At 43.3% G+C, this 22,292-nt stretch carries 14 protein-coding genes and 1 pseudogene; 10 read left to right on the top strand and 5 right to left on the bottom strand.

Annotation, left to right across the window (positions count from 1 at the left end; genetic code table 11):
- Positions 1-7: 7 nt before the first annotated feature.
- Entirely contained in the window at positions 8-1,855 is a 1,848-nt protein-coding gene (locus FD723_RS26880; RefSeq protein ID WP_179068096.1) for a tetratricopeptide repeat protein, read from the bottom strand.
- A 222-nt stretch (positions 1,856-2,077) separates the two neighbouring features.
- Here FD723_RS26880 and FD723_RS26885 point away from each other — a divergent pair, with 222 nt between their 5' ends.
- From FD723_RS26885 to FD723_RS26925, 9 genes and pseudogenes are all read left to right on the top strand, one after another.
- Positions 2,078-2,368: a Nif11-like leader peptide family RiPP precursor gene (locus tag FD723_RS26885; protein WP_179068097.1), complete on the top strand. Its 291-nt coding sequence runs from the start codon at positions 2,078-2,080 to the stop codon at positions 2,366-2,368.
- Between the two features lie 186 nt (positions 2,369-2,554).
- Positions 2,555-5,863 (top strand): type 2 lanthipeptide synthetase LanM family protein, encoded by a 3,309-nt coding sequence (locus FD723_RS26890; protein WP_179068098.1) that lies wholly within the window; start codon positions 2,555-2,557, stop codon positions 5,861-5,863.
- Positions 5,864-6,311: 448 nt separating this feature from the next.
- Complete coding sequence (locus FD723_RS26895) at positions 6,312-6,959, top strand: hypothetical protein (RefSeq protein WP_179068099.1); 648 nt, start codon at positions 6,312-6,314, stop codon at positions 6,957-6,959.
- A gap of 634 nt (positions 6,960-7,593) precedes the next feature.
- Complete coding sequence (locus FD723_RS26900) at positions 7,594-7,803, top strand: hypothetical protein (RefSeq protein WP_179068100.1); 210 nt, start codon at positions 7,594-7,596, stop codon at positions 7,801-7,803.
- Positions 7,804-7,867: 64 nt separating this feature from the next.
- Positions 7,868-9,532, top strand: a complete 1,665-nt coding sequence (locus FD723_RS26905; protein WP_179068101.1) for an FAD-dependent oxidoreductase — start codon at positions 7,868-7,870, stop codon at positions 9,530-9,532.
- An 86-nt stretch (positions 9,533-9,618) separates the two neighbouring features.
- Entirely contained in the window at positions 9,619-11,013 is a 1,395-nt protein-coding gene (locus FD723_RS26910; RefSeq protein WP_179068102.1) for an ATP-binding protein, read from the top strand.
- A 354-nt stretch (positions 11,014-11,367) separates the two neighbouring features.
- Complete coding sequence (locus FD723_RS26915; RefSeq protein WP_179068103.1) at positions 11,368-12,807, top strand: NHLP bacteriocin system secretion protein; 1,440 nt, start codon at positions 11,368-11,370, stop codon at positions 12,805-12,807.
- A gap of 59 nt (positions 12,808-12,866) precedes the next feature.
- Positions 12,867-13,243 (top strand): annotated as a pseudogene (locus FD723_RS43095) (four helix bundle protein).
- A gap of 48 nt (positions 13,244-13,291) precedes the next feature.
- Positions 13,292-15,523 carry an NHLP family bacteriocin export ABC transporter peptidase/permease/ATPase subunit gene (locus tag FD723_RS26925; protein ID WP_179068104.1) on the top strand — a complete coding sequence of 744 codons (2,232 nt, stop codon included), beginning with the start codon at positions 13,292-13,294 and terminating at the stop codon, positions 15,521-15,523.
- A gap of 18 nt (positions 15,524-15,541) precedes the next feature.
- Here FD723_RS26925 and FD723_RS26930 read toward each other — a convergent pair whose 3' ends face one another.
- Entirely contained in the window at positions 15,542-16,093 is a 552-nt protein-coding gene (locus FD723_RS26930; RefSeq protein ID WP_256874934.1) for a GNAT family N-acetyltransferase, read from the bottom strand.
- 15 nt (positions 16,094-16,108) lie between these two features.
- Here FD723_RS26930 and FD723_RS26935 point away from each other — a divergent pair, with 15 nt between their 5' ends.
- The gene (locus FD723_RS26935; protein ID WP_179068105.1) at positions 16,109-18,994 is read left to right on the top strand and encodes an NHLP bacteriocin export ABC transporter permease/ATPase subunit; all 2,886 of its coding nucleotides are present in this window, start codon (positions 16,109-16,111) and stop codon (positions 18,992-18,994) included.
- Between the two features lie 232 nt (positions 18,995-19,226).
- Here FD723_RS26935 and FD723_RS26940 read toward each other — a convergent pair whose 3' ends face one another.
- From FD723_RS26940 to FD723_RS26950, 3 genes are all read right to left on the bottom strand, one after another.
- Positions 19,227-19,661: a CAAD domain-containing protein gene (locus FD723_RS26940; protein WP_179068106.1), complete on the bottom strand. Its 435-nt coding sequence runs from the start codon at positions 19,659-19,661 to the stop codon at positions 19,227-19,229.
- Between the two features lie 186 nt (positions 19,662-19,847).
- The gene (locus FD723_RS26945) at positions 19,848-20,309 is read right to left on the bottom strand and encodes a BON domain-containing protein (RefSeq protein WP_179068107.1); all 462 of its coding nucleotides are present in this window, start codon (positions 20,307-20,309) and stop codon (positions 19,848-19,850) included.
- Positions 20,310-20,451: 142 nt separating this feature from the next.
- Positions 20,452-21,711 carry a histidine kinase gene (locus FD723_RS26950; RefSeq protein WP_179068108.1) on the bottom strand — a complete coding sequence of 420 codons (1,260 nt, stop codon included), beginning with the start codon at positions 21,709-21,711 and terminating at the stop codon, positions 20,452-20,454.
- Positions 21,712-22,292 lie beyond the last annotated feature (581 nt).

Below are 22,292 nucleotides of genomic sequence, written 5' to 3' on the forward strand. Positions count from 1 at the left end.
TATTAATTTATGATATATCTCCCTTATATTCTTCTAACAATTGCGGAATGTGATCATACCCATCCACACCGATAACTGCAATCATTTTCGGGCGATGTTGCTGTAATAACTTTTGGAAAGCTTCTACTCCTATTTGTCCTTGTAAAATTGTCAGTAATCCTGCCGGCTGACGCCACTCACGAGAAGCAATTTGCTGTAAAAGATACATTCCCAAGCAGCCGGTGTAAACAGTTTTTTCGGAATTTTGCAAATGATAATAGGCTTCTGCTAAATAAGCTAAGTTCCGCCCTTGCAAATACAAATCACCGGAAACTTGCGCCGTTTTAAAACCATCTTCGAGATATTTAATTGCCGTTTGATGTTCTCCGATTACTAAATAGGCAATTCCTAAGCTGCTCACACATAAGGCTTTACTTTGAATATCGCCTAATTTTTCTGATAATTTTAGACCTTGTTCTAAATAGTTAATTGCAGCTTCATAGGTTTCAGGTTCTAAGTTTTCTAGTTCCTGAGCCTGCATAACTTCGCTGTAACCTAAATTTACCAGCGCGTTTGCTTCTCCGGTGCGATCGCCTGCTTGCCGACTCAGTATTAATGCTCGTTGACTATAATTAATTGCCTCAGCATAATTTTGCTGTTGCACGTAGGTACGGCTGAGGTGGTTGAGATTGGCAATTTCACAGGCGCGATCGCCTGCATTTCTGGCAATCTCAAGTGCCTGCTGATGAAAATCAATTGAGCGCTGATATTGTCCCAAAGCACGTTGAGAATAGCCTAAAAGTGTCAAAATTCGTGCCTTTTCTTGGGTTCCCTCGCCTCGTCGCAGTGGTTCATCCAAATAATCTAGGGCATCTCGTAAATAAGTGCCAGTAAAAGAGGCAAAAATCCCGCCGTAAAAGGGAAAATATGGACGCTGGGCAAAGGTTCGCAATATCTGGAGCATAATTTGAGAACAGGCATCGCTATATACTGTCCCAATGCTGCTAAAACCACTTGCTAACTGACTCCAAATCACTGCAAAGGTCAAAAAAGTGGAAATAGATAACTTTGGCCCAGCTTTCACATCGTAAGCTTGTTGGTCAAACCAGTTAATTAGTCCCCGTTGCAAGAACTGTAAAATCAATGCCATTTCTACCCAATCTCTGAGGGTGATACCCCGTTGTCGCTGGGCAAACTCAATTGCTGATTCTTCTCTAGCTAAGGTGCGAAGCAGTGTTTGGGGTAACTCGCTACTGAGTTGTTTAGCCCAACTTGCCCAAGGGCCACGTTCTCCTGGTACGCCGCCAAATCCCAGAGATTCTTTTTGTTCGTACATCCAACTGAGCAAGTTGTCTTGCAATCGCTGCCAAGAAGCTAAACCACGGGTAATTCCTTCGGAAAATTGTTGTAAATCAGAATCAGCTTGAGCAAATTGCTGCAATGCTTTTGACAACTGCTGTAGCTGTTGCAAATTCAGCGGATACTTCTGATTGGGGTCAGTAACCCGGATAAATGTCGCCAGACGCTCGTTAGCGGTAGCTGTGGTAATTTCTGTAACTGCGGAGGCGATCGCTTCTGTGGCTTTATTTTGCTCTTGCCAGCGTTGCCATTGACTTTGAATCGTCTTAATGGCTCTCAAACTGCGAGTCGCCTTGGCTTTCTTGAGTTCGTCTTTTTCACTATCGACTTGGCTTTGGAAAGCATTCAGGCGATCGCTCAAAGCTAGCTCAAACACTTCCCCTGTCCCGGAAGTGATACCTTTTAGCAGCATTTGATACACCTGTTCGACAGAGCTAATTTTGCCCTTGAGGGTGGTTTCGACAATTTCATCGATTAAGGCAAGATAGCGATCGCTTAATGGCAGAGAGTCTGGCACTTTGGCTACTAGGAGAATGTCACATCAATTCTAATTCTAGTCTTGGCAGCAACAATGGGAAAAATAATTAGCGGCAAAAAAATTTTCGGTTATTGCAAATATCTACCCTAGTTTTCCCCCATTACTCTCTAAATTCAAATCAGAAGAGCAGAGAACACCGCCCAAAACCAGCGCAGAACCTCTGCTGCTTAATTAAGTCAACAAAAACGGAGAGTATAGATAATGTTACACCAAATCAAAGAACTGCTTCAAAACGCCCAATTACAACAACAAGTCAAAGCAGCCGCTAACCAAGCAGAAGCAGTCAAAGTGTTAGCGATCGCTAGTGCAGAAAAGGGTTATAACTTCACAGTCGAAGCCATCTCTCAAATGCTATCAGAGTTGACCTTTGTGGATTCTAACGAACTGAGTGAAGAAGAATTACTCAGTGTTAGCGGTGGGATGATGTCTGAAAGTGCGGCCAAGCTATGTCATACAGATTCCTGTGGTGGTGGACACGGGGGATGCTGCTAAAAAAGGTAGCTTCTCTTTCTTTTTGGCATTAGACATCTAAAGAATTGGTGTAGGGACAATTCATGAATTGTCCCTATAAAGGGTTTCAGGTAATGCATCTGTTCGATAATTCCACTTTTTATTCAACAAATTTAAAACTAATTTTTCTGCATTCTATCTTAACGATTAATACTGAGAAATCTAGCTATGGTTCAACAAGTTGTTCGCTTATCCCAACAGAAAACATCAGACGATTTAAGAGCGATCGCAGCTAATGCTAGCTTTCTCTGGGAACGCCTTGATGAAAGCAGATTTGCGATCGATGTCGATCGAGTTAATGAACAAGAAATTAACCATCGTAGACATCGCTGGTGCGAAGTTGCAGCAGAAGGTAAATGGAATACGTTGCACAAACGCTTACAGTGGGAGGAACTAGACCTTGATACTGTTAGTTCGAGATTGGGAACTATCGAGTTGCTTGCCGATCAACCTTTGCCAGAGTGGGCAGAAACTTTACAGCAAATCATCCAAACCGCAACAGGATTTAATTCTGCAACCGAAGTATTTTTACCAATCGATTCACAAAATCCGATCGCCTTTGAAGATATTCTTTTGCCTGCTATCTTAGTAGCCAGACAGCAATTATTGATTCGCTGCAACAGTCAATTCACCCAAGATTGTCTTCCCTTATCGATTCTTTCTTACGACGCTTACAGTTCTCTAGAACGTAGTCTGTTACAACGACTAGCAGGAATTTGTACGAAGACATTGGATTTTGAATTCTCTCAGGTGCGTCCCTTTGGTCAAAGCTTGCTCGGTTTGCTAGGGCTGGAGACAGAAAACAATAACATTCACTACACCAAGTTCGTCAATCAACTCCTAGAAGATGGAATGTTGACGTTCTTCCAAAAGTATCCAGTTCTCGGTCGCTTAATGGCAACAGCAGTCAACTTTTGGGTTGAGTTTACTGCTGAATTTCTTGAACGTTTAGTTGCAGATAGGACAGATATTCAACGAACTTTTGATCAAACAATCGTCCCATTTTCTCAAAACAAAGTTACCGAAATTCAAACCTCTCTCTCCGACCCACACAAGCGCGGACGGACGGTGATTTTACTCACCTTTGAATCTGGACTTAAACTTGTCTATAAACCCAAAGACTTAGGATTGGAAGTTGTCTTTAATCAATTTTTGGGTTGGTGCAATCAACACAGCAATCTTTTAGACTTTAAAATCATTCAGGTATTGAAGCGTAAAGGTTACGGTTGGGTGGAATATGTTGAACAGTTACCTTGTGTTGATGAAGCCGCTGCAAGACGATTTTATCAACGTTCTGGGATGCTGTTGTGTGTGCTTTATGCCCTCAGAGCTACAGATTGCCATTATGAAAACTTAATTGCCAATGGCGAACATTTGGTGTTGATTGACATGGAAACACTGCTGCACCATGAACCGAATCTGATTGAAGACTCACCCCTTACCCAAGATTTGGAAGCAACCGCCACACGACAATTTTGGGATTCCGTACTCCGCACCGGACTTTTACCGCGTTGGGACTTTAGTGGCGATCGCAGTGTGGCTTATGATATTAGCGGTCTAGGGAGTACAGATCCTCGATTATCTCCCCGCAAAGTGCCGCGCTGGCAGAACATTAATACAGATAATATGCAGCTGTTATCTGAGTCTGTAACCTTGCCCATTGCAAAAAATGTCCCATGCTTGGGTGAAGTTCCCCTGTCTCCAAACGATTATCAACTACAAATCACCACTGGATTTGAGCAGATGTATCGCTTTTTGATGGCGCACAAAGATTTCTTACTTTCACCCCAAAGTTTGCTATCTGCGATGCAAAATCAGCAGGTGCGCTTTATCTTCCGCAACACCCGGATTTATGGCATTATCCTCCAAAAAACTTTGTCACCCGATTACCTCAAACACGGGGTAGATTACAGTATTCAACTCGATGTTCTCAGTCGTGCCTTTCTAGTTGCTCAGGAAAAACCAAATGCCTTTCCTGTTTTGAGTGCGGAACTTCGAGCGATGGAACAATTAGATGTTCCCTTCTTCACTGCTAGCGCTGTGGTTGATGAACTGAGTTTAAACGGTTCTTCTGCCATTCCTAACTACTTCAAGCAACCCAGTTACCAAGACTTGCTCAATCAGTTGCAATCTCTCGATGAAACCGACCTGGCTCGACAAGTAGCGATTATTCAAGGCTCCTTTGATGCTAAAATCGCAACCACCCATAGCCGCAAAGGTGGGCAATGGAAAAGCGAATCCTTACCATTCCTGAGTTCAGAACAATTGATTGCCGAAGCCAAAGAAATCGCTAACGAACTTGAAACCAGAGCTATTTCCGACCCTGACGGGAGCGTTAACTGGATTGGTTTAGACTTTGTGCCTCGCGCTGAACGATATCAACTGCAAGTATTGAATAATTGTCTCTCGGATGGACGCTCTGGTGTGGCCTTGTTTTTAGCTGCACTCAGTCAAGTCACAGGTGATTCCCGTTACCGCGATTTAGCATTTAGGACATTACAATCTCTGCGTCGCCAAATTCACACCGTTGATCCAGAAACTTGGCAACGAATGGCTAGTTTTATGGGTGTTGGCGGTGCAACAGGTTTAGGATCAATGATTTATAGCCTGGTGAAAATTAGTCAATTCTTCAACGATATAACGCTATTACAAGATGCCCAAGTATTAGCCGATTTGATGACACCAGAACTAATTGCTGCCGATGAACACTTGGATATTATGAGCGGAGCAGCTGGGGCAATTTTAGGGTTATTGTCGCTGCATCAAGCCACAGGAGAAGCAACCGTTTTAGAAAAAGCGATCGCCTGTGGACAACATTTAATCAACCGTCAAGTTAGCCACAACGGTGCGCCTAAAGCTTGGCATACCTTTTGGGACAAGCCTTTGACTGGTTTCTCTCATGGAGCCGCAGGCATTTCTTACGCCTTGCTCAGACTCTACGCCGTTACCTTGGAGAGTAAGTATTTAGAAGCAGGTTTAGCAGGAATTGAGTATGAGCGTAGCGTCTTTTGCGAATCTACTGCCAACTGGCCCGACTTCCGCAGAATGGGACAACCAGGACAACCTGACTTTGCAAATAAGTGGTGTCACGGTGCAGCTGGCATTGCTTTGGGACGCTTAGGCAGTTTGAGAATCGTGGAAACGCCGGAAATTCAACAAGAAATTGAAATTGCTCTCCAGACTACTCAGAATTTTGGCTTACAAGCGATCGATCACTTGTGCTGTGGTAACTTGGGTAGGGCAGAAGTGCTATTAGTTGGTGCAAAAATCTGTTCCCGTCCTGACTGGCATCACATTGCTCACCAGAATGTAACAAATGTTGTAGCTAGAGCCAAACGAACTGGAGCTTATCAACTATTCCCCAACTTACCCAATTCTGTATTTAATCCTGGCTTTTTACCCGGTATATCTGGAATTGGTTATCAATTGCTGCGTCTGGCTAACAATAACTTGCCTTCAATATTGTTGTGGGATTGAACTTGTTGTTTATACCCAAAAACAGTTTTTGACTACACCCTATTAAGTCTATAAGTGCTTTCCCAAGCGGTCGGAGTTGTATCAAATACTCTTGCATAATTCCCCAATCAACCTCTGATAGATGTACAAGGTCAACAACGGGATATATACAGCCCAGCCAGGCTGGGACGCTTGTACGAAATGGGGGATACCCAACGGAACAAAACTATTTGATGCCTTTGGGGGTTGAGTGCGATCGCCGCTCTACTACTTCTTCTTTGATACAGGGTATCAGTTAAGTCGAGGGGGAGTATTATCGCCTCTTCCAATTAGAACTGGACGTGTAATTTTAGCTGCATCCAGCTCCCGATAAACTCCCAAAGCCCATGTGGAATCACCGTGCCAATACGGGGATTTTGTACGCCAATACTGCTTTGAAAACTTGAGATTTAATAAGAGGTTTAAATTTATGTTTCGCAAATTTCCATCCTTAATAGCTTCTCGCGTATTTGCAGTCGGGTTGCTATTAGTATTTGGGTTCAGCCAGGTTGCGACAGCGCAGCGTTCATCAAGTTCTGATGAAACTAGTTTTGAGTTATTTCCTAACACGCAGTTCATTAATTGTATGGCAGCCACTCCTGGAGTCACGCCTCGGGTTCAAGCCATCGTCAAGCGTGGTAATCTTAATGACAATCTGACTTTGAGGCTGACAAATTTCAAGCCGGGTTTGAAGTTTGACCTGTTTACTGTAGAGAATAGTCCTCAGCAGGCATTCGGTACCCCAAACCCCAAATTCAAGAACTTTGGTCTGGCTTGGTACCAATCTGACGTTGAGCCTGGACTTGTGACAATTAAAACTATCCTGCTAGATCAGATTTTCGGTTTTGATCCGCAAGTGAACTTACCACCTACTAACACTTTCCATATAGGGTTTTGGTTTAACAACCCACAAGATGCTGCCGCGTGTGGCTTTGATGTTCGCAAACCTACCCCCTTTAATGGTGAACACAAGGCTGGTCCATTAGCATTTATTAGCCGACCTAATTCTCTAACCAACCTCGGGCCGCTTTGCATCAAACCTAACACCTCAAAAAACCCGCCGACTTGCAACCCTTAACCTGTTGATTCAAGACAATGCCCGTTTCCGGGGGGTTCAACTCAGTTCAAACAGATTGAACGTTGTTGAATGCTAGGAAGTGCAGACATCTTTTAACATTGCACCGAGCATCGTTTGCCACTTGTTTTAAAACTTAACCGCCTTGGGGTACACCCGTGGCGGTTGGGGCAGATATAGCTCTCGCCAACACAAAGTGCAAACTAAACTCTATTTGGCATTGTTTCAAGATGGACGTATTTATCAATTGATAACTATTTGTAATAACTGTATAGCTACCACCAAGAATAAATGAGGCTACTGCCCCCAGTTCGTCTACCTAACAAGCATTACAGGTCTAGAGAATACCTTATACGAAGAAAGGTGCGATCGCTCCTCAATGCCGCACTAGATCGCAAAGCTTGTCTATAGGGCTCTCGTGTCGCCCACCCCACAAGAGTTAATTGAATATTTTTTTATTTTGAAGTCCCTAATTCAATTCAGATTAACGCGACTGACCAAAATAGTTTTATGATTCTCTACGAAAGCATATTGTGAAATTACCAAAAAATTCTCAAGCTCATTCTGAAACATGGTGAATGGTGATTCACCAAAACCTTCTTCCAAGGTCAAACAAAGTGCAGGGAGATGAACAAGTATGGCTGAACATGTATTTCATAACCAACTGGGTTTAGAGGAACAAACCGAAAAACTTGGAAAGCAAGCATTGAGCTTGGGTTTGATTCCCAGCTTTGTGGTGCATTACTTTCCCGATACCTGGGTATTTTATATCCCAAATGAAAGTCAATCCGAACCGCTGACACCAGAAGAGGCATACTTTCGTTTAAAGCAACTGGTTAAACAGTAGATATTTTGACAACAGATTTTTGAAAATAACGGCTAGGCACTGCAATTGTTGAGTAACAGTAATTATGGCGAAACCAGCAATTTTAACCGTCGATGACGATCCAGAGGTGCTGCAAGCAGTGTCACGAGACTTACGGCATCAGTATGGCGATCGCTTCCGTATTGTTCGGGCAGATTCCGGTATTACTGCTTTAGATGTGGTGCAGCAACTCAAATTACGAAACGAAGCTGTTGCCCTATTCTTGGTAGATCAACGTATGCCCCAGATGGGAGGTGTGGAGTTTCTAGAACAGGCAAAAGACATTTTTCCCAATGCGAAACGTGCCTTGTTGACAGCCTATGCAGATACGGATGCTGCGATTAAATCAATTAATAGTGCCAGACTTGATTATTACTTACTCAAGCCCTGGAATCCACCAGAAGAGAAGTTATATCCGGTTTTAGATGATTTGCTAGATGACTGGCTAGCTGGATTCCGCCCACCTTTTGAAGGGATTCGAGTCATTGGTAATCGCTGGTCGCCTTTTTCACATCAGGTGAAAGACTTTTTAGCACGTAACCAGATTCCATTTAAGTGGTTAGATATTGAACTGGAACCAGAGGCAGCAAAATTGGTGGAATACGCCCAAGCTGATTGTAGACAACAATTGCCCTTGGTGCTGTTTCCCGATGGTTCCCGGTTAATTCAACCATCTAATTTAGAGATTGCTGCCAAAATTGGACTGCAAACTCAGGCAGAGCGTCCCTTTTATGATTTGGCGATTGTGGGTGCTGGCCCTGCGGGACTGGCTGCCGCCGTCTATGGCGCTTCTGAGGGATTGAGTACTGTCTTAATTGAGCGGGAAGCGCCAGGAGGACAAGCTGGCACGAGTTCGCGGATTGAGAACTATTTGGGATTTCCTATTGGCTTGAGTGGCAACGATTTGGCAAGGCGGGGAGTGACCCAGGCGCGGCGATTTGGCGTAGAGATTCTCACACCTCAAGTAGTAACTGGAGTGAGGCTGGAAGATCCTTATCGGATTCTGCAATTGGCAGATGGTAGCGAGATTAGTTGCCATGCGCTTTTAGTTGCAACTGGGGTTTCCTACCGTTGGCTAAATGTACCAGGAGCCGAAAAGCTTACAGGGGCAGGAATTTACTACGGTGCTGCCATGACTGAAGCGATCGCCTGCACCAACGAAGAGGTTTACTTGGTAGGCGGGGCAAACTCTGCTGGACAGGCAGCAATGCACTTTTGTAAATATGCCAGAAAAGTGATTATGTTGGTGCGGGGTGAGTCACTAGCATCAAGTATGTCCCAATACTTAATTGACCAAATTGCCGCAACTGAAAATATCCAAGTTTGCACAAGTTGTAGCGTCCTGGAAGTAAAGGGAGAGGAACATTTAGAAGCAATTGTGATTGCCCACGCCAAGACAGGACAAACTGAAACCGTGTCAGCGCGATCGCTGTTTATTTTCATCGGTGCTAGCCCTAAAACAGATTGGCTTGATGGCGTTATTCAACGTGATGCTCAGGGGTTTGTCATCACCGGGCCAGACTTAATACATAATGGCAAATCTGCCCCAGGTTGGAATTTGGAACGTTCTCCTTTTTTGCTAGAAACCAACATTCCAGGCATCTTCGCAGCTGGAGATGTCCGCTACGGCTCAATTAAGCGCGTGGCATCCGGTGTGGGAGAAGGTTCGATCGCCATTCAATTCGTTCACCGCTACCTGAGTAATGTTTAGCTAGAACGGGAAAAACTATATATTTGCAAACCTCTCCCCTGCCTCCCCTGCTCCCTGCCCCTCTATCCCCTCAAGGAGGTTCATTGATGTTATGTGTTGAAGAATTAATCAACTTAGACCCATTTCAACAACTTCCTAAAGAGCGGTTGCAGTGGGTTTGCGATCGCGCTCAAACAGTTGAACTTTCGGCCGGAGCAGTGTTGTCCTATGAGGGAGACCCTGTATGTCGCTTATTTATCTTGGTTAAAGGTAAAATCAACATCACCCGCCGTAGTGAAGGCGTGGAAATTCCCATCGGGCAACACGAAGCCCCATCTTTTTTTGGTGAAATTCCTGTACTCACGGATGAACCTGCACCTGTGACGATGAGGGCATTGACAAATTGCCATATCTATGAAATGAAGGGAGATGACTTTCGTAAACTGCTGCATGAATGTCGTGATTTTGAGCGGATGGTCTTCCGAATTATGCAGCGTCGTGTCCGGGGGCTAGAGTCTTTCATTCGTGGGCGGGAAAAGATGGCAGCTTTAGGGACACTTGCTGCCGGTTTAGCTCATGAACTCAACAACCCAGCCGCCGCCCTGGTTCGGACTTTAGGAGAAATGCCCGCCGCCATCCTAGAGTTACAACGAATGAACTTAGTTTATGGGCAACGCAATGTTGACGAAGCCCATACTCAACATTGGTTGAGAGTACGGGATCAGGGCTATGATGCGATTTTGAATAATCGTGTAGATCCGGTGACACTAAGCGATCGCGAAGACATATTGCTGGAATGGTTAGAAGACTATGGTGTAAAACAAGCCTGGAAATTAGCAGAACCTTTAGCGGAAGGTGGTGTTGAGGTTGAAACCTTAGAGCAACTCATGGAACGTTGGCGCAACGACGACACAGAATTGCGAGAAATGGGATTGCACTGGTTAGCGCTTTCCTTTGAAGTCATGTCGATGATTAAACATGGTTTGCGAGGATCTGAGAGGATTTCCGAACTTGTGCAAGCGATGAAGTCTTATTCTTACCTCGATCAAGGTATTCAGCAAGAAGTAGATATACATCAAGGCTTGGAAGATACCTTGCGATTGTTTGCCCATAAACTCAAGAGTGGTGTGCAAGTGCAACGCAATTACGATCGGGGTCTTCCAAAAATTCTTGCCTATGGCAGTGAATTAAATCAAGTGTGGACAAACTTAATTGACAACGCCATTGATGCAATGGATGGTAAAGGATTGCTGGAAATTAAAACTTGGTATTGCGATCGCTATGCTCATATTGACATTATCGACTCTGGCTGTGGAATTCCACTGGAAATTAAAACGCGCATTTTTGAACCCTTCTTCACGACCAAATCAGTAGGGCATGGATCGGGATTGGGTTTAGAAACTACTCGCCGGATTGTAGAAAATCGCCATCACGGTACACTCTCATTTGAATCGCAGCCAGGTAGAACTTGTTTCACCATCTGCTTACCTTTGACATCTTGAAGGAGAATTCAGAAGTCAGAATTTAGAAGTCAGAATTCAGGAGTCAGAATTGTCTCGTTCCCAGTCTCAGACTGGGAATGTCTATCTTTGAGGCTCCGCCTCTCCTGCTGGCGGCAGAGCAACTTTTGAGTTGCATTTCCAGCCTCCGGCTGGAAACGAGATTTGAAGATGGTCTTAGCTTAAGTTGACACCAATGGCAATAACTCTCTTTCCTCCTCTGCCCCCTGCCCCCTCAACAGATAACTTTATTAACCAAACCGTATTAAGTTCTCCCCTAGTTCTCCCCGATCGCACTTTAATCTTAAAAGTCTAGAAGATTTAAGGTTTTGGGTGCTTTCAGCAAGAAGGAGAACAATGCAACTAAAACACAGCCACATCTTTCGCCAAGAAGCCCTAGAACGCTTATCTTCACCAGAACAACTCGATCAAGCGATCAATGTGGTCAAGCCTCAAGCTTGGTTGACTTTATCTGCTATGAGTTTTGTGGTTGCTGTGGCTGGTGTTTGGAGTGTGTTTGGCAGAATTCCCCTGACTGTAACTGGACAAGGTATCTTGATCAAACCGCACCATGTTGTGGAATTTCAAGCACCCAGTTCAGGCCCATTATTAACTCTCAAGGTGAAGGCGGGAGATATTATTAAACAAGGTGATGTGCTAGGTATTATCGACCAATCAGCGCTAAAACAGCAACTACAGCAAGAGCAAACAAAGTTACAGCAATTGCAAACTCAGAATCAAGAAACAGACAGGTTACAAAAGCTGCTGATTGACCAACAAATCATCACCCTTGGACAGCAGAGAATGGATCTGGAAAATAATCTGCGCCGAGAGGAAGTTGCACCGAAGTTACGCGATCAAACACAAAGAGCGATCGCCCAAAAACGTCAGAGCATTAATTCCCGCAAACAACAAATTAATTATTTACTTAAAACCCTCAAAGGGCGAGTTGATAACCGTCGTCACCTTTTTGAGCAGCATGTCATCAGCCAAGATATGTTGGTGCAAGCTGAACAAGAATATTTTAATACTCAAAGCGAACTATCAGATATTGATGTGCAACTAAAGGATCTCGAAATCCAAGAAACCACAACGCAACGAGAATATCTGGAAAACCTGAATAAGATTGACGAAATTAAAACCAAAATTAAAGACCTGAATACTCAAAATACTAAATTACGCGAACAAGATTTAAAGCAATCAATTGACAAAACTAATCAAATTCGAGAAGTAAAACGGCGAATTGCCCAATTAGAATTACAACTATCTCAAGAAAGTAGAATCATTAGCAAATACAATGGTCATATTTTGGAAGTGAGTGTTGTGCCTGGTCAAATGATGAATCCTGGTACTCGCCTGGGGTCAATCGAAGCTGAAGAGGCAAATTCAAAACTTGTGAGCCTTGTCTACTTTGCTAATAAAGATGGTAAGCAAATCAAGCCAGGAATGGCTGTACAAGTGACTCCCAGCTTTGCCAAACGTGAGCGCGAAGGTGGTATTATTGGTGCGATCGCAGATATTTCTGCATTTCCAGTAACTACACAAGATATTACAGCGATCGTTGGTAACAAAGAAATAGCCGCCAGTCTTGCAGGGAGAGGTGAAGGTCAGGTACAAGCTTTTGTCCAACTCCAAGAAAACCCGACATCAGTCAGTGGTTACAAATGGTCATCTTCTGATGGGCCAGCTTTAAAAATATCCTCTGGCACAATCACTTCTGTTCAAGTGAAAGTAGGAGAAAAAGCACCGATTTCTTATATTATTCCTATGCTGCGTTCTTGGACGGGGATTTATTAAATTGGGGATGAGAGAATAGAATGTCACTAGGATAAGGGGAAAGGGGAAGGGGGAATGGAATGGAAAGGAAAAAAATTGAAACTTTTGAGGATTTAAGAGTATGGCAAAAAGGTATTGACTTAGTTAAGGAAATATACTTAATAACTAAGTATGGTGAACTCAATAGAGACTTTGGTTTAAGGATCAATTAAGACGTGCTAGCGTATCAATACCTACAAATATTGCTGAAGGATTTGAACGATCTTCTCGCAAAGAATACTTAAACTTTCTAAATATCGCCAAAGGGTCTGCCGGGGAAGTTCGCAGTCTTTTAAGAGTAGCCTTAGAAGTGGGCTATTTAGACCAACCAATTTATACACAACTTCATAATCAAGCTATGGAGTTGAGCCGTATGCTATCTAATCAAATTCAATCCATAAATCACTCATTAAAATAATAAAACCTTCCCCATTCCCCATTCCCCCTTCCCCCTTCCCCATGTCCCATGACCAATTCCCAATTCCCAAGTCCCAAATTTAAACCCAATCGCGTCCGCACTTCTACACTTTTGCAAATGGAAGCGGTCGAATGTGGTGCGGCTGCTTTGGGAATAATTCTTAGCTATTACGGGCGGATTGTGCCACTGGCTAAACTGCGTGAAGAATGCGGTGTCTCGCGGGATGGGAGTAAAGCTTTTAATATTCTCAAAGCTGCCAAAAATTATGGACTCAATGCTAAAGGTTTAAAACTGTCTCTAGAACAGGTGACAACTACCCGCCTTCCCTACATTGTCTTTTGGAATTTTAACCATTTTCTTGTGGTAGAAGGATATAGCAAAAAACGCGTCTACCTCAATGATCCTGCCAATGGTCGGAGAACAGTGAGTTGGGAGGAATTCGATCGCGCATACACGGGTGTTGTGCTGGTGATGGAACCGGGCGCAGACTTTAAGAAGGGAGGCAAAAAAAATCACATTGTCTCAGCTTTAAGTAGTCGCTTGCAAAACTCACGAGTTACCATTTTATTTTGTCTGCTGGCTGGGTTATTGCTAACATTGCCTCGGTTAGCTGTACCAGCCTTTTCTCAGGTATTTATCGATGAGATTTTAGTCCAAGATAGACAAGATTGGTTACGACCTCTGCTGTTAGGAATGCTGTTAACTACTTTATTACGGGCATTCCTTGCTAGACTGCGGCTTACCTGCCTGCGGCGATTGATGGTTAAGTTGTCAGTCAGCACATCAGGACTATTTCTCTGGCATATCCTGCGATTGCCCATCGGGTTTTACGACCAGCGCTTTGCTGGGGAAATTAGTAGCCGGATGAAACTGAATGATCGGGTGGCAGAAGTACTTTCAGGGTCTTTAGCAACCACAATCATTGATGCAGTGATGATGGTCTTTTACCTGCTAATTATGATTCAGTATGACCAATTATTGAGTGCGATCGCAGTTAGTTTTGCTGTAATCAACATTCTCGCTCTGTTCTTTTTGTCGCAAACTCGTGTAGATGCCAATATGCGCCTAGCTCAAGAATATGGCAAGGTGGGTGGAGTCACGGTTAGTGGCATCCAAACTATAGAAACTATCAAAGCTTCTGGACTGGAGTCAGATTTATTTGCTCGGTTTGCGGGTTATTACGCCAAAGCACTCAACGCCCAACAAGAATTAGGCTTGCAAACTCAAATTCTCACCACATTACCAACAATTTTGACAGCCTTAACCACTGCTTCTATTTTGCTAGTTGGTGGTTTACAGGTAATGAAGGGCAATCTCAGCATTGGGATGCTAGTTGCCTACCAAAGTTTAACACTGAGCTTCTTAGAGCCAGTCAATAGCCTCGTCAATTTTGGCAGTACACTCCAAACTTTAGAAGCTGACTTAAACCGCCTTGATGATGTATTGCAAAATCCCGTTGATTTGGAAGTGGAGGGGAGAGGGAGCAGGGGAGTAGGGGAGGTAGGGGAGGTAGGGGATGCAGGGGGAGAAATTACTTTCTCGTCTCTTTGGCAATTACAGGGCAATGTTGAGTTACGGAATGTTACTTTTGGCTATAGTCGTGTGGAATCTCCGTTGATTGAGAATTTGAGCTTGACTGTCAAGCCAGGGCAAAGAATAGCGCTTGTAGGGGGAAGTGGTTCTGGTAAATCTACAGTTGCTAAATTAATTTGCGGGCTTTATCAACCTTGGCAGGGGGAAATCTGCTTTGATGGTGTAGAGCGATCGCAAATCAAGCGTTCTGTTCTGGCTAACTCGTTGGCAATGGTTGAACAAGATATCTTTTTATTTGCCGGGACTGTGCGAGAAAACATTACTCTTTGGGATGCAACAGTGCTAGAAGCTGATTTGGTGCAGGCTTGCCAGGATGCAGCTATTCATGATGCGATCGGATATCTACCGGGAAAATATGACTTCGATTTAATTGAAGGCGGTATGAATATTAGTGGTGGCCAACGCCAGCGCTTAGAAATTGCCCGCGCTTTAGTGAGAAATCCCACCGTGTTAGTACTTGATGAAGCAACCAGTGCCCTGGATGCAGAAACAGAGTTGATAATTAACCGTAACTTACAACAGCGTGGTTGTTCTTGTATTGTAGTAGCCCACCGTCTCAGCACAATTCGCGATTGCCATGAAATTATCGTGCTAGAGCAAGGTAAAATCGTGCAGCGTGGCACTCATGAAGAATTATGGCAGCAAGGCGGGACTTATCTTCACTTACTTCACGCAGCAGAAGCATAATATCAAGTTTGAGAACATTTATTGGAAGTATTCGTCCTCAAGTATAGACATAATTACTAACGAAGAATATTTATCTTTTTGCCTCAAAGCTTCTCGCAAAACTCCTTCCTCCTGAAAGCCGACCGATTGATAAACATGTCTAGCACGTTGATTGTGTTCAAAGACATCTAACCAACAACGATGAGCATTATACTCTTCAAAAACCTTTTTGAGGATAATTCTTAACGCACGTTTGCCGTATCCTAGTCCTGGTTCAGCAACGATAATTCGAGTTAATTCAATACTCCTGTTTGGTGATTGTAACCCAGACAAAATAGCGTAGCCTTGCGTCTCTCCTGAACTATTTTCAATCATTAAATAATGTTTGTCAGCAGAGTGCAAGTTTCTGCTGTGTTCTTCTCGGCTCCAGCAGATGATAAGGTCTTTGAATTCATCTCTATTTTCTTGAGTGAAGATGAAGTCTATATCGTTTAGGTTAGCAGAACGTAATTTTATCATCAAAAAACTTTCTGTTACATTCAACCGGGATACAATAGTTTTTCTATCTTTTTTTTCACTCGTCGAACTCACATCGATTTACCTTCAGTGAATTCTCTTCCCCAACCATACTCACTTCAAGCAAACGAACCATTACTGTTGGATAACTCTCAAACTGTCTGGATAGTGCAGTCTGGAACATTGGCGGTGTTTGCCACTGGAGTTAAAAACAGTTTACCAAAAGAGCATCGCCGCTATTTGTTTCATGTCAATGCTGGTGAAGCCTTATTACCAGAAGTAGTTGCACAAAGCCAATGGAATTTTGTAGCGATCGCAATTGAACCTACCCAATTATGCCAGATGTCAATCGTTGACTTGGTTAAGGGAATTGGCGCAGCTGACTTGCAATCCATAGAACTTTTAGAAGGTTGGATCAATCATCTAGGACAATCTCTCAGCGCCCAGCAAACAGTTTTGACAACACCATTAAACCTTGTTGTACAGCCAAACATTGAACGTGATTTTTCTTTATCGGCTGGTGAAACGCTACAGGGAAGGCAACAAACACTCTTATGGGTGAAGTTGCAGCAAGGCAATACTTACTGGATGGGAATCGGGGAATTAACATTGAATTCTACCTCACCAGCGTTTCCGCTCACGAGTGCGATGTGGCTGGAGGCAGAAAATGCAGTTAGCGGCCAAATGTTCTCAACGGCAGATTTAGCAAATTCCGAGGAACTCATCGCAGGTTTAGCCAGTTTACAGACTTATTTTTTTCACTACTTCAGTTTGCTGGCAAATAAAGAAGTAGAAGCAGAATTTCGGCAGTTTCAAGAACGCGAACAATTTAATCAGCAAGTCATAGAGACGGCACTTTCTGACTTAGCAACAGTCTTGCAGCCGCAGCAAGAGACGGTTTTCTTTCAAGAAGGGCCGCCCTTATTGGTAGCATTGGGGGCAGTTGGACGGGCACTAGGAATAGAAATTCATCCACCAATAGGGGATTTAAATTCTATTAAAGACCCTGTAGCGGCGATCGCTCAAGCATCGCAAATTCGTATCCGCCGTATAACTTTAGCAGATGGCTGGTGGCGTCAAGACCAAGGAGCGATGTTAGCTTATACCCAGTTAGAAAAGCGGCCAGTAGCTTTATTACCTACTGATAATCGCGATTATCTCATATTCGATCCCGTAGCACGAACTCGCACACCTGTAAATGAAGCAGCAGCAAAAACACTTACATCATTAGCCTACGTTTTGTATCGACCGTTACCCCAAGTTGCACTCAACGCCATTGATTTGCTGCGGTTTGGGGTGAAGGGTTATGAAAAAGACATCGCCAGTATTCTAATGGTGGGGTTACTGGGCACAATATTGGGAATGGTTGCACCACAAGCAACAGCGATTTTAATTAATCATGCCATTCCAGATAGCGATCGCCCTTTACTGTGGCAGATCGGATTAGTTATGTTTGCGGTGGCTTTTGGGCAGTTAGCTTTTCAAATTGCCCAAAGCATTATTACCTTAAGAGTCGAAAGCGCCACTGATAGTATATTGCAGCCAGCCATTTGGGATCGGTTACTCAGATTAAGTCCTAGTTTTTTTCGTCAATATACTTCTGGAGATTTAGTCAACCGTGTGATGGCGGTGAGAGAAATTCATCAAAAACTCAGTGGCGCTACCCAACGAACCCTGTTGAGTGGAGTCTTTGCCTTATTCAACTTGCTGCTGATGTTTGTTTACAGTTGGCAACTAGCCTTTGTAGGCGTAGGTTTAGCAATCTTTGCCGCCGTGGTTACAACTGTTGCCAGTTTCCTGTTAGTGAAGAAATCGCAAAAACAGCAAGAACTAGATGGGGCAATTCAGGGACTCACCGTACAACTTATTAATGGTGTTGCCAAATTGCGGGTAGCAATGGCAGAAGAACGGGCCTTTGCAACTTGGGCAAAAAAATACAGCCAGCAGATTCGGTTGAAGGCGAGTTGGCAAGAGATTAAAGATGGGATTTCTGTATTTAACGAAGCCCTGCCTTTGGTAAGTTCTATATTGCTGTTTGGGTTTGCCATACTGTTGATGCAGCCACGCCTCACACTGGGTACATTCGTTGCTTTTAACTATGCTTTGGCAATTTTTATCAGAGGAGTAATTGACCTGAGCAATACCGCATCAGAAATTTTGGGTATTGTACCAACATGGGAACGGTCAAAACCAATTTGGCGATCGCAGCCTGAATATGACTCAACCAAAGTCAATCCCGGACAATTAAGCGGTCGAATTGCCCTAAATCGAGTCAGCTTTCGCTACTCGGAGAATAGCAGCTTAATCCTTAATGATGTTACCCTCAATGCCGAACCAGGGGAATTTATTGCGATCGTTGGCCCTTCTGGAAGTGGAAAATCAACCATATTGCGGTTGCTATTGGGGTTTGAAACTCCATTGACAGGCAGCGTCTACTACGACGGCAAAGACTTAGCAGAGATGGAACTCCAGACTGTGCGAAGACAGTTAGGAGTGGTACTACAAAATGGTAAAATTGGCACAGGCTCAGTTTTTGATAACATCAGCACCGGGGCTTTAGTTTCCTTAGAGGAAGCTTGGTCAGCAGCACAGATGGCAGGTTTGGCTGATGATATCAAGCAAATGCCAATGGGAATGCATACGATTATCGCTGAGGGTGGTAGTAATCTTTCGGGTGGACAACGGCAAAGATTATTGATTGCGCGATCGCTAGTTTCAAAGCCCAAAATTATTTTAATGGATGAAGCAACCAGCGCCCTCGATAACCGCACCCAGGCAATTGTGACTGAAAGTTTAGCTAAGTTAAACGCTACTAGAGTAGTGATTGCCCATCGTCTCAGTACAATTCGCAATGCCGATCGCATTTATGTAATTGACGCTGGTCATATCATACAAGTGGGTACTTTCTCACAATTAATTGTGCAAGAAGGGTTATTTGCTCAACTTGTTACCCGACAGTTAGAGGGCGATCTTTAATATTAGTTTTGAGAGGTTAGTGGTGTTCAGATCCCCGACTTCTGCGAAGTCGGGGATCTAGCAGCCCAACAAAACTAATGACATAAACTACTAGTACAAGAAGGCAAAAGTAAAAAGAAAGAATGCTTATTTTGTAAGCTTTCTGGCTATTCTAAATGGCGCAAGAGCTTGGAATACAATTCTCTTGACTTTTGACTTCCACCTTGCGGTACTAGTTTAGTGTTCAGGAAATTTATTCGCCCACAAACTGGTTTTTCAGGAATTGAATTTCAGCTGACAATTCTTGCCGAGTTGAAGCCTTCAGTAGATAACGGAAAATAAACCAAATGGCGTAACTAATTCCAACTAATTCAAAGAGCGACGATAGTAGTGGAATATCATTGATTGCATCTAGTACTGCTAGTACTACCTTGGCTGTAACAATCGCCGCCAAAATTAAAGCAACAGTTATTAGAGGCTGCTTGTAGTCTTGAAAAAAGCTACTTAAGTATTGGGGCAGCTGCTCCAAAAATTGAGTAATTTGTCTGCTAATTTGTTGCCATTGAGATTCAGGTTCACGGGCTGGTGGTAACTTTGGCAAGTTTGCAGTATCAGTACCTTCAAGTGCTAGCGTCTCTGGTGAGAATAAAGCATTGATCGATCCCCTTTGCTGTTGTTCGGTTTCCATAGTTTTTGTTTGGGGCAATTACAATAGTTTGTATAACTGACTAATCGTAAATAAATAATAATTATTCGAGTCGTCAGTTGTCAATTCTTAATGGTCAGTTATAAGTATAACTGACCACTAATTCTGAGTAAGAGTATTTAATTTTCTATATGCCTACTTACTCAATTAGATTTGTTGTTAGATACCTTAGCTTTTTGGTGGGGCAATAGTTGCCTTAACAACTACAGTTTTGACACCTTTAATTTGTTTAGCTAAAGTTTCGATTTTAGCTAATTCCTGCTGATTGTTGACAGTTCCCGCAACAGTCACAACACCATTGTCTGCGGCATTAACTGTTAGTTGACCTTTGGGTATATTAGCCTCCAACTTAGAGCGAACTTCACTTGCTAAGTCACCTTTAGCTCTTGTTGTATCGCCACCAGTGGTATTGTTGCGCTGTTCGCGGGCGCGAATATCCTCATTTAGCTGTCTTCTGCGAACTTCACTTTGTGCATCTTTTTGAGAAGCTTCTGTGGTTTTTGCAGTCGGTGCTTGAGGAGCTTCATTAGGATTATTGGGTGCAGACTCACTTGTTTTAGAAGCGTTATCACAAGCAGCAACACCAAACATTAAGAGGGTGCTAATTAAGAAGGGGGTTAGTTTTTGCATAGATTTAATTCGCAATCGAAAGGTGAAATTTGTTGATAATTACGGCAGAAAGGAGGAGCAAGCTTTTTTAGTCAGGAGCAAAGTTTTCAATTTCTTTATCCTGCAATTTTGGGCAATGAGTTTAAGTGACAACTACTTTGGGTTAAAGTGCTTCATCACGACGATCAACAATGACTACGGCAGGATCGTTTCTATGAGGCTCTGTTGAGTAATTGGTGCGATCGCTATTATGGGTGATTCGTTCAAAACCTGGGCGATGTTCACTAATCTCTGTGGAATCATAGATAGCAAATTCTTCAATACCTCGATGTTTGAGAATTGCTTCTGCTTGGCGGATTTCAGCTTCCGTACCATCGATAATTACTAAGTAGTCGCCTCTTTGGAAGCGATCGCTATATACTCTAGCTCTATCTTCAGGGATTCCCAAGCCAACCAGCGCACCAACAATACTCCCAGCGGCCGCACCGATGGCGCCACCAGCCAATGTTGTCGCCAAAGCTGTTGCAACTGCACCACCTGCAATCACGGGCCCGATTCCAGGAATTGCTAAAGTTCCCAAACCAACTAATAAGCCAGTCAAACCACCGACGACTCCACCTGTTGCTGCTCCAGCTTTTGCACCATCGTCTGCTTTATTACCTGTACCAACACTTCTGTCTACATCTACGCCAGCGATCCCATGACCGTTTGTATCTTTGGCAATGATGGAGACTCTATCTAAAGAAAAACCCGCATCTCGTAATTCTGTAATTGCTACTTCAGCATCTCGACGATGTGAAAATACCCCGATGGCGCGTTTAGCAACACCACTATAGGCTGGAGTAGGAGCAACATAATCAGTGCCTACATTTGCCACATCTGGGTTATCGTAAATGCCAAACTCTTCTACACCCTGACGATTTAGAATTGCTTCGGCCCTGAGAATTTCTGTATCTGTGCCATCAAGGATGACTAAATAGTGTCCTCGTCTCACGCGTTCGTCGTAAACTCTGGCTCGTTCTTCAGGAATTCCTAAACCAATTAATGCACCAAGCAAACTACCTGCTACTGCACCAATACCAGCGCCAGCGAGAGTTGTAGCTAGAGTAGTTGCTGCGGCTCCAGCTAACATAATTGGCCCAATGCCAGGAATTGCCAGAGTACCAAGACCGACTAGTAAGCCAGTTAATCCGCCCAAAGCGCCGCCTGTGGCTGCTCCAACTTTAGCACCTTCGTCAGATTTATCGCCAACGCGATCGCGCACTTCAGCCCCAGCAATATCATCTCTGTCCCCATCTTGGGTAATGACAGAAACTCTATTCATGTCAAAGCCGACTTTTTTCAATTCATGTAGTGCATTTTCAACATCGCGGCGATTAGAAAATACACCTACACCACGTTTATGTACAACACCTACAACCATTATTTTCTCTCCTCAGCAACAATTAATTATTCACAAATTTATAGCTTGTAATACCCCCTATTAATACATTTTTAGATCCCGTTTACATCAATCGCTTGGAAGAATTTTTATCTCTATCATTAGGCATAGGTGACTTTATCTAAATGAGTAAATAATTTTCAAGTATAAAAAGTTAAATATTGATTGCTACTAGTTATCAATGATTGCTTTAAAAACATGTTACAAAATATTGAATCATCCCATTTTTGTAAGAACATGTTTGTCATTGCGAGCGCAACATCGTGGAGCGTTCGCGTAGCGTCTCGTAGAGAAGCAATCGCAAGATATGAGATTGCTTCTCTACGCTGTCGCTTCGTTCGCAATGACAATTTATTACCTGGCTTTGATAGAAATTACACATTTGGGATGCTCCCAAAAACATTGCTCTTGTGATATTTTGTATTTCTATGAATTTTCTAAAATTGCATTAATTAGTAAAAGAAAAAATATTTTTTTGAGATCCAACTTTTGGCAAACAAACCTACTACCTAAGAAAGTGTCAGCGTAGATAACTGATAATTAAGCTGATAAATAAGCCATTT

Origin of the sequence: Nostoc sp. C052, assembly GCF_013393905.1 — a bacterium.
In the GTDB taxonomy this organism is placed as follows: Bacteria; Cyanobacteriota; Cyanobacteriia; order Cyanobacteriales; family Nostocaceae; genus Nostoc.